An 8,377-nucleotide genomic window follows, 5' to 3' on the forward strand; every position below is an offset into this window, starting at 1 on the left:
AAGGTTTTAGAATCATCCGGTCCTGGAAAAACAATACGGCTTCACCGGAAACATCTTTTACGGACCCGCATCGATCGGCACGACGTCAATCAGCTTCTTGTTGACGAATTCCTGTATACCCATGGAGGACAGTTCCCGACCGAAGCCCGAGCGCTTGACGCCACCAAAAGGCAGGTCGGACGTGGTCCATGTGGGGTGGTTGACATAGACCATGCCCGTTTCGATCTGTTCCGCCACCCGGATGCCGCGCGCCGGATCGGACGTAAAGACCGAGCCACCCAGCCCGTATGGGTTGTCATTGGCAAGGGCGATGGCCTCCGCCTCGTCACGAACACGGAAGAACATGGCCACCGGCCCGAACAGTTCCTGATGAAACACCGGGTTGTCGGGGGCAATATCGGTCAGGATGCCGGTCTGCACGAACGCGCCCCGGTTGGGGGGCGTGGGGCCAACACGCATGAGTTTCGCACCATTCTTTACCGCCAGTTCCACCTGTTCATTCAACTGGTCGGCGGCCCCTTGCGATGACAGGGGCGGAACCCCGCTTTTTTCATCCATCGGGTCACCGGGCACCAGTTTTCCCAGTTCGGTTGCAAAGCGATCGAGGAAGGCATCAGCAATCTGCTCGGCCACGATAATGCGCTTGGCCGCGACACAGCACTGCCCGCCATTGTTCATGCGCCCCCAGACCGCCCATTTCACGGATTTTTCGAGGTCCGCGTCTTCCAGCACGATGAAGGCGTCGCTACCGCCCAGTTCCATGGTGGTCTTTTTCAGCGCCTTGCCCGCCTGTGACGCCACAATGGCCCCTGCGCCCTCGCTGCCGGTCAGGGCGACACCAATCACGCGGTCATCGGCAATGATGCGCGCTGTCTGGTCACGGGTGGCATACAGGTTGGTGTACAGCCCTTCCGGCGCGCCAGCATCACGGAACAGCTGTTCAAAGGCGGCCGCCGCCTGCGGCACGTTGGATGCATGCTTCACCACCACCACGTTGCCTGCCATGAACTGCGGCCCCACCACGCGGGCAAGCTGATAGTAGGGAAAGTTCCATGGCTCGATGGCGAACAGGATGCCCAGCGGCTGGCTGACCACCATGGCCTGGTCCCCGCGCCCGCTTTTTTCCGTCAGTTTCTGCGGCGCAAGGAAGGTTTCGGCATTATCGGCATAATATTGCAGGATATCGGCGGACAGTTCGACTTCCGCCAGGCTTTCGCGATACAGCTTGCCCATTTCCAGCGTCAGCAGGCGGGCATACCTGTCTTTCTGTTCGCGCAGCAGATCAGCGGCCTTGCCCACAATCGCCGCGCGCCGGGCAAAGGGCAGTTTCGACCAGTCCCTGTAGGTCGCATGGGCGCGGTCCAGCTTCTGCGCCAGTTCCGCATCCGTCAGATCGGGGAATGTTGCAACGGTTTCGTTGGTAAACGGATTGACTGTCTTGTACGCCATTGGCCTGTCTCCGTCGGGATCATGAGGCAACAGGCGTGGTTCATGCGGCCGCGCGGTTCCTATCGACCAACGCCACCTTCATGCCGCCTGCCCCTGCGAAACGGCCCGAAGGCAGACGGGTTGCGTGGCATTCGCACGTAAGAAAAATGCCGCCTTTTAAAAAAGGCGGCATCCGGAACGCTTCATGATGATCTGGTCGGGACGGACGGATCGATCATCAGGCCGTAACCAGCTTTTCCGGCACGGGCGCGGGCGCAGGCACGCGGATCAGGTAATCAAAGGCAGACAGCGCGGCCGTCGCCCCTTCGCCCACGGCAATGACAATCTGTTTGTAAGGCGTGGTTGTCGCATCCCCCGCCGCGAACACACCGGGGATAGATGTGGCGCAGTGGTCATTCACGATGATTTCACCAAAGTCATTCAGGTTCAGCGTCCCCTTCAGCCAGCCGGTATTGGGCAGCAGGCCGATCTGCACGAACACCCCTTCCAGATCGATATGATGGTCCGCGCCATCGCCACCGCGATAGGTCAGGCCCGTCACGTTGCGGCCATTGCCCTCGATCCGGGTTGTCAGGGCTTCGGTCAGGACCGTGACGTTGGACAGGGTATGCAGCTTGTCCTGCAGCACCTTGTCCGCCTTCAGGTGCGACCCGCGCTGCAGCAGCGTCACGTGGGCCACGATGCCCGCAAGGTCGATTGCCGCTTCCACCCCGCTATTGCCGCCACCGGCCACGGCCACGCGCTTGCCCTTGTAGAACGGGCCATCGCAATGCGGGCAGTAGGCCACGCCTTTATTGCGGTATTCTTCCTCACCCGGCACGCCCAGATGCCGCCAGTGCGCACCCGTCGCCAGTATGACCGTGCGGGAATGCAGCACCGCGCCATTTTCCAGCACCACGCCATGCAGGCCGCCGGGTTGGGGTGCGAGAAACAGTTCCTTTGCACGCTGGCCGGAAATGATGTCCACATCGTACTGCCGGACATGGGCCTCGAGTGCCGCAGACAGTTTCGGGCCATCGGTTTCAGGGATCGAGATGAAGTTCTCGATGCCTGCGGTATCCATGACCTGCCCGCCAAAACGGTCGCCTACCAGCCCGGTGCGCAGCCCCTTGCGCGCGGCATAGACCGCAGCCGACGCCCCGGCAGGCCCTTCCCCGATGATCAGGACATCAAACGGCGCGATGTCCTTCAGCTTTTCGGCGGCCTGCCGGGGGGCGTCGGCATCCAGCAGGGCCAGTATCTGCTCGATTTCCAGGCGCCCCGTCTCGAACAGCTTGCCATTCAGGTACACCTGCGGCACGGACATGATGTTGCGCGCGGCGACTTCATCAGGGAACAGCGCCCCGTCAATCGTGACATTGTGGATGTTGGGGTTCAGCACGCACATGGCGTTGAGCGCCTGCACCACATCGGGGCAGTTCTGGCATGACAGGGCGACGTAGGTTTCGAAACTGTACTGTCCCGGCAGGGCGCGGATCCGGGCCGCCACGTCATCGGGGATTTTGGGTGGATGACCGCCGACCTGCAGCATGGCCAGCACGAAAGACGTGAATTCGTGCCCCATGGGAATGGCGGCGAACGTGACCTGCGTTTTCGTGCCATCGCGACGAATGACAAAGCTGGGGCGGCGGGTGGCCTGACCTGCCTCGGATACCTGCACCTTGTCCGAAAGGGCGGCGACCTCGTGCAGGAGTTCGTGCATCTCACGCGATTTGGGGGTGTCATCCAGGCTGGCCTCCAGCACGATCGGGTGCGCAAGGCTGGCCAGATAACCCTTGAGCTGCGTCTTGATGGGATCTTGCAACATGGGAATGGACTCCGCTCTTTGGGAAAAGGTGGCATGGCTGGCCCGGCCCCGCAGGGCCGGACCATGACCATGGGCGTCAGATCTTGCCGACGAGGTCCAGCGACGGGGTAAGCGTCTTGCCGCCTTCCTTCCACTTCGCGGGGCAGACTTCACCGGGGTGGGAGGCGACGTACTGCGCGGCCTCGATCTTGGCGAGCAGTTCGGCGGCACTGCGGCCAACGCTGCCGGCTGTGATTTCGATGTACTGGATCTTGCCTTCCGGATCGATCAGGAAGGTGCCGCGGTCGGCCACGCCAGCTTCCTCGATATACACATCAAAATTACGTGCGATGTGCGCGGTCGGGTCACCCAGCATGACGTATTTGATCTTGCTGATGGCCGGCGACGTGTCGTGCCATGCCTTGTGGGTGAAATGCTTGTCGGTCGAAACCGAGTAGATTTCCACGCCCAGCTTCTGGAACGCTTCGTAATTGTCAGCCAGATCTTCGAGTTCCGTCGGGCAGACAAAGGTGAAATCCGCCGGATAGAAGAAGAATACGGACCATTTACCCTTCACATCGGCATCGGTCACCTTGATGAACTTTCCGTTGTGGAAAGCGTCTGTCTCAAACGGCTTCAGAGATGAATTAATGCGTGCCATGCGGAATGCTCCTTACTTTGGCTTGTCAGGTGTTGACGGGCCATTTGTCCCACAAACACGAAATGGGGAGAAACCGTTTCTGTCAATGGGTGTGATCGGAAAAACCTTTTTACAAACACCCCGAAATCGGTCCTATCTATAGACATGAGCTATATTCCCCTTTCCGGCCTGTCGCTGCGCGACATCGAGTATGTGGTGGCGGTGGATGACCTGCGCAACTTCTCCCGCGCGGCCGAACGCTGCGGCGTCAGCCAGGGCGGCCTGTCGGAACAGGTGCGCAAGCTGGAATCCCTGCTGGGCGTTGTGCTGTTTGAACGCTCCCGCCGCCATGTGACCGTAACCCCCGATGGCGCGCGCCTGATCGCGATGGGGCGCGACGTGCTGGCCGCCGCCCGCGCCATGATCGAGGCCGCGCGCGTGCGCACCGGCCCGCTGGAGGGGCTGGTGCGCATGGGGGTCATTGCAACGCTTGGCCCCTATTACGTGCCCGACCTGCTGCCGCTGCTGCGCGGCGCCTATCCGCAGCTGAAGCTGCAGCTGACCGACAGCCTGACGGACACGATGCTGCGCATGCTGCGGCATGATGAACTGGATGTGGTATTCGCAGCCCTGCCGGTCGGTGGGGACGGGTTCGAATGCGCGCCCCTGTTCCGCGAACCCTTTCTTGCCGCCTTTCCCGCCGGTCACCCGCTGGCGCAACGCAGGACGCTGGCGATGCCCGACCTGCGGGGACCGGACCTGCTGCTGCTGGAAGACGGGCACTGCCTGCGTGATCAGGCGCTGACGCTGTGTGGCATGCCGCCCCAGCGCGATCAGCCGCGTCTGGCCACCAGCCTAGAAATGCTATGGCACATGATCGGTGCGGGCGAGGGATATTCCCTCATCCCCCGTCTCGCCCTGCGCCACCGGGCCGCATGGGAGGGGCTGATCACCGTGACCGCGCTTCCGTCGGCCTATCGCACGATCGGCCTTGTCTGGCGCACGTCCGACCCGCGTGGCCCGGCCTTCAGTGAATTCGCCCGCTTCCTGCGTGACAACCCGCCCGAAGGGTGCACGCCGGTCGATACCGTATCATCCGCCCCCGCCCCGCGTGACTGAACCCTGCGTTACGGGCAGGCATTTTTTCAGGACCATGCAGCGCCGGGGCATATGAAAGAATCCTTATCGCGCCTTTTATCCATGGATATATTCAGGCAATGAGCCGTCGCCATCGCATGCCTGAGTCCCGGACCAGAAACACGGTCCTGAAAATACTCCGCAATGGCGCCACGCCCACGGCGTCCCCCATGAGCCATGACGTGCGCCTGACGCCCGACACGGACCCTGCCCTGCCTCCCGGCCGCGGCCATGACATCCCCTTTTACGGGCACAGGGCGCGACTTCATGCGCTTGGCCAGTGGATGGCGGACACGACGCAGGCCGTATCCGTCCAGATCGTGACCGGCGGGCCGGGCATGGGCAAGACGCGGCTGGGCATGGAACTGGCTGCCCGCGCGCGTGAACAGGGCTGGATGGCGGGGTTCCTGTCGCCCGCGTGCGCGCATGTTTTTAACGATGATCCCTTCACGACCGTGTGGCACCAGCCCACGCTGGTCATCATCGACAATGCTGCCAGCCTGACCACGCCCATCCGCGCCTGGCTGCACGAACTGGGCCACCAGCCCCGCGCGGTCCATCCGTTCCGTATTGTCCTGCTGGAACGCGCCGGGCTGGATACGCTGTGGGTCAATGACATTTTCGGACCCGATGATGCGCAGACGGCCACCCTGCCTGCCATGCTGTCCCCCGCGCAATGGCCCGACCTTGCCCCCCTGACCGACATGGACACGCAATATGCGGTTTTTAGCGCCGCCTATCGTGCAACGGCGGGCAAGGCCCCGCCCGCCGATACAGCACGCATGCTGCGCCACAGGCTGGACAGTCTTGCGCGCGAGGGATCGACCCTGTTCCTGACCGCGCTGGGAACCGTCGCGGCACGCGAAGGGCTGCTGGTCGCCCGCACGCTGGATGTTCCCTCCCTCCTGTCGCGCGTGGTCAATGAAGAAATCCGGCGCATCAGGGCCATCTGGCACGATGGCCACGTGCCCGAAACCGTATGGCCACGGGCGCTGCACCTGCTTGGCATCAGCCTGCTGTGTGGCGGGCTGCCCCCGGACGTGCTGCGGCAGGTGGCAGAACACGACATTGCGGATGAGCCGCCCACATCCCTGTCCGCCGTTACTGTGGCTGATGCATGCCTGCATGCCCTTCGTTTGGTCCAGCCGGGGCATGACGGGTGCATGCTCGCCCCCCTGCCCGATCTGGTCACCGGGGCGCTTGGGCTACACCTGCTCGCCCCCGATGGGACCTCAGCGCTAGACCGGCTGTGGGCGTGCCCGCAGGTGCGCCTGCCGCTGGTCGCGGGCATAAGCCGTGCCTGCCATGGCCTGTGGGACAGGACGGATTACCCGCAGCCCATCGCGTGGCTGGACCGCCTGCTGCACCTGTGCGGACAGGAGCGTGATACCCTCCGGCTTCTTGCCTGCCTCCTGCCCCGCCATGGTGCGGTGGCCAGAACCTCCGCGCTGGACGCAGTGGACAGGCTGGCCACGTCCCTGCGTGATGGTGGGGAGGAGTCGGCTGCACTGGGCCGTGTCCTAACCGCCCTGTTCCACCGCCATGCGGACCTGTGGCATGCCGGCGCGGCACGTAGGGCGGCGCAGGATGTGCTGTCGGTCCACAACCGCCTTGCGACACGGGACCCGACTACATTTCGTCCCGCGCTGGCCGCCACCCTGCATGACATCGCAGCCTATGAGAACGGGCTGGACAATCCGGCTGTGGCCCTGCCCATGGCGCGGCAGGCGCTGGCGGCCTACACCGCGCTGGCCAATGATGATCCCGGAACCTTCCGCCCCGGTCGGGCAGCAGGGCTTTTTCAGGTCGCACGCTGCCAGCATGCGCTGGGGCAGTCTGCAGCGGCAATGCGAACAGTGCGCCGCGCCATCGTCATCCTGACCATTCTGGCGGATGACAGCCCGGTGACATTTCAGCCAGGGCTGGCGGCTGCTCTCGTGCTGCTGTCATCGTGTCAGGCCAGCATGCAGCAGCATGACGATGCGCGCGAGACGGCGCTGGATGCAGTTATCCTGTACACCACGCTGGCCCACGGCCACCCGGATGCATTCCGCCCCGCGCTTGCGGACAGCCTGCATCAGCTTGCCCTCCGTCAGCTTGAGCTGTCCCAGCATGCTGCCGCGCTGAAATCCATTGAAGAAGCCTTCTCACTCCAGACCGCCATCACGGAACAACGGCACGACGCGGGCATGCCGGAAACCGTGGACAGCCTGATCACCCTGTCACGCTGTCAGAACGCCATGGACCGGGGAAAAGAGGCATATCACGCATTGCGGGAAGCCGTGCGCCTGTGCCGGGCACTGGCTGAAGAGGGGCCAGAGGTATTCCGTCCCACGCTGGCCCGCACGCTGGTCACGTTCAGCACGGACATGTCGCCCATCAACCCGGTCCTGTCGGCAGAAAACATGCAGGCGGCGCAGGAAGCCGCCGACCTGTACACCGCGCTGGCACACAACGACGCCCAACGGTTCACACGCCCGCTGGCCCATAGCCTTATGGCCCTGTCACACCACCAGAAAAGGCATGACCGGATCGAGGACGCGATCCGCAGCGCCACCGCCGCGGTCCGGCTATACATGGATCTGGCCCGGCGCGATCCCGATGCGGTCCACGCCGCCCTGTCTGACGCATTCAGCGACTTGGCGGACCTGATGGCGAGCACCAGCCATATGCATGACCTGACCGTCATGCTGGGGCAGATGCTTGACCTGCAACGTGACATCGTGGCGCGGGACCCGGACAACATGCGGCAGCGCGCGCAGCTGGGCACGATACTGATATGGCGTGCGGGGCTGGAGATGGAACTGGGCCGGCATGAACTCTCCCTCGCACCATGGCGGGAGGGGCTGCGCATAAGGACCGAACTGGCCGCCCTGGACCCGGAAACATTTGCAGGGGACGTAAGGAAAGCGCTGGAGACGCTGTCCTATGTCGCAAGACGGGACGGGCAGCCTGCGGCACAATGCATGGTGCTGTACCGTGAGGTCATCGACTGCCTTGAGCCCCTTGCCCACAGGCACCCGGCAACCTTCACCCCGCCCCTGATCAGCACGCTGGAGACCATGGCGCACCAGTTGGTGGAGACCGGGCAGCCCGAGGCGGCGTTACAAGATGGGGTGGACGGCCTCCATGCGGCATCAATGTGCCATGCTGGGGTCGGAATGACCATTCAGAGGAGACCGCCCGGATGAAAATTACCATGATCGGCCTGGATATCGCCAAGTCCGTTTTTCAGGCGCACGGCACAGATGCAAATGGAAAATGTCTTCTCAAGCGAAAGCTCGGGCGCAGTGAGGTTGCCTCATTCTTCGGGAAACTCGAGCGGTGTCAGGTCGTGCTCGAAGCTTGCGGCACATCGCATCATT

At 63.2% G+C, this 8,377-nt stretch carries 5 protein-coding genes and 1 pseudogene; 3 read left to right on the top strand and 3 right to left on the bottom strand.

Annotation, left to right across the window (positions count from 1 at the left end; translation table 11 throughout):
* Positions 1–57: 57 nt before the first annotated feature.
* The 3 genes from CFR80_RS10140 to ahpC form a co-directional block, all read right to left on the bottom strand.
* Positions 58–1,449: an NAD-dependent succinate-semialdehyde dehydrogenase gene (locus CFR80_RS10140; RefSeq protein WP_048855927.1), complete on the bottom strand. Its 1,392-nt coding sequence runs from the start codon at positions 1,447–1,449 to the stop codon at positions 58–60.
* A gap of 217 nt (positions 1,450–1,666) precedes the next feature.
* Complete coding sequence (ahpF, locus tag CFR80_RS10145; protein ID WP_010513350.1) at positions 1,667–3,256, bottom strand: alkyl hydroperoxide reductase subunit F; 1,590 nt, start codon at positions 3,254–3,256, stop codon at positions 1,667–1,669.
* A 76-nt stretch (positions 3,257–3,332) separates the two neighbouring features.
* Positions 3,333–3,896, bottom strand: a complete 564-nt coding sequence (ahpC, locus tag CFR80_RS10150; protein WP_010513351.1) for an alkyl hydroperoxide reductase subunit C — start codon at positions 3,894–3,896, stop codon at positions 3,333–3,335.
* Between the two features lie 144 nt (positions 3,897–4,040).
* On the opposite strand from ahpC, the gene CFR80_RS10155 reads away from it, so the two are divergent.
* The 3 genes and pseudogenes from CFR80_RS10155 to CFR80_RS20245 all read left to right on the top strand — a co-directional run.
* Complete coding sequence (locus tag CFR80_RS10155; protein ID WP_010513353.1) at positions 4,041–4,994, top strand: hydrogen peroxide-inducible genes activator; 954 nt, start codon at positions 4,041–4,043, stop codon at positions 4,992–4,994.
* A gap of 98 nt (positions 4,995–5,092) precedes the next feature.
* Complete coding sequence (locus tag CFR80_RS10160) at positions 5,093–8,203, top strand: hypothetical protein (RefSeq protein ID WP_181418193.1); 3,111 nt, start codon at positions 5,093–5,095, stop codon at positions 8,201–8,203.
* Positions 8,200–8,377: pseudogene (locus tag CFR80_RS20245) on the top strand (IS110 family transposase); the annotation flags it as partial. The gene CFR80_RS10160 and the pseudogene CFR80_RS20245, both read left to right, overlap by 4 nt.

Origin of the sequence: Komagataeibacter oboediens (genome assembly GCF_003207815.1) — a bacterium.
GTDB classification, from domain to species: Bacteria; Pseudomonadota; Alphaproteobacteria; order Acetobacterales; family Acetobacteraceae; genus Komagataeibacter; species Komagataeibacter oboediens.

Bases quoted from the DNA above. Each gene is read 5' to 3' on its own strand.
- CFR80_RS10155 (WP_010513353.1), top strand. From the start codon at position 4,041: ATGAGCTATATTCCCCTTTCCGGCCTGTCGCTGCGCGACATCGAGTAT.
- ahpC (WP_010513351.1), bottom strand. From the start codon at position 3,896: ATGGCACGCATTAATTCATCTCTGAAGCCGTTTGAGACAGACGCTTTC.
- CFR80_RS10140 (WP_048855927.1), bottom strand. From the start codon at position 1,449: ATGGCGTACAAGACAGTCAATCCGTTTACCAACGAAACCGTTGCAACA.
- ahpF (WP_010513350.1), bottom strand. From the start codon at position 3,256: ATGTTGCAAGATCCCATCAAGACGCAGCTCAAGGGTTATCTGGCCAGC.
- CFR80_RS10160 (WP_181418193.1), top strand. From the start codon at position 5,093: ATGAGCCGTCGCCATCGCATGCCTGAGTCCCGGACCAGAAACACGGTC.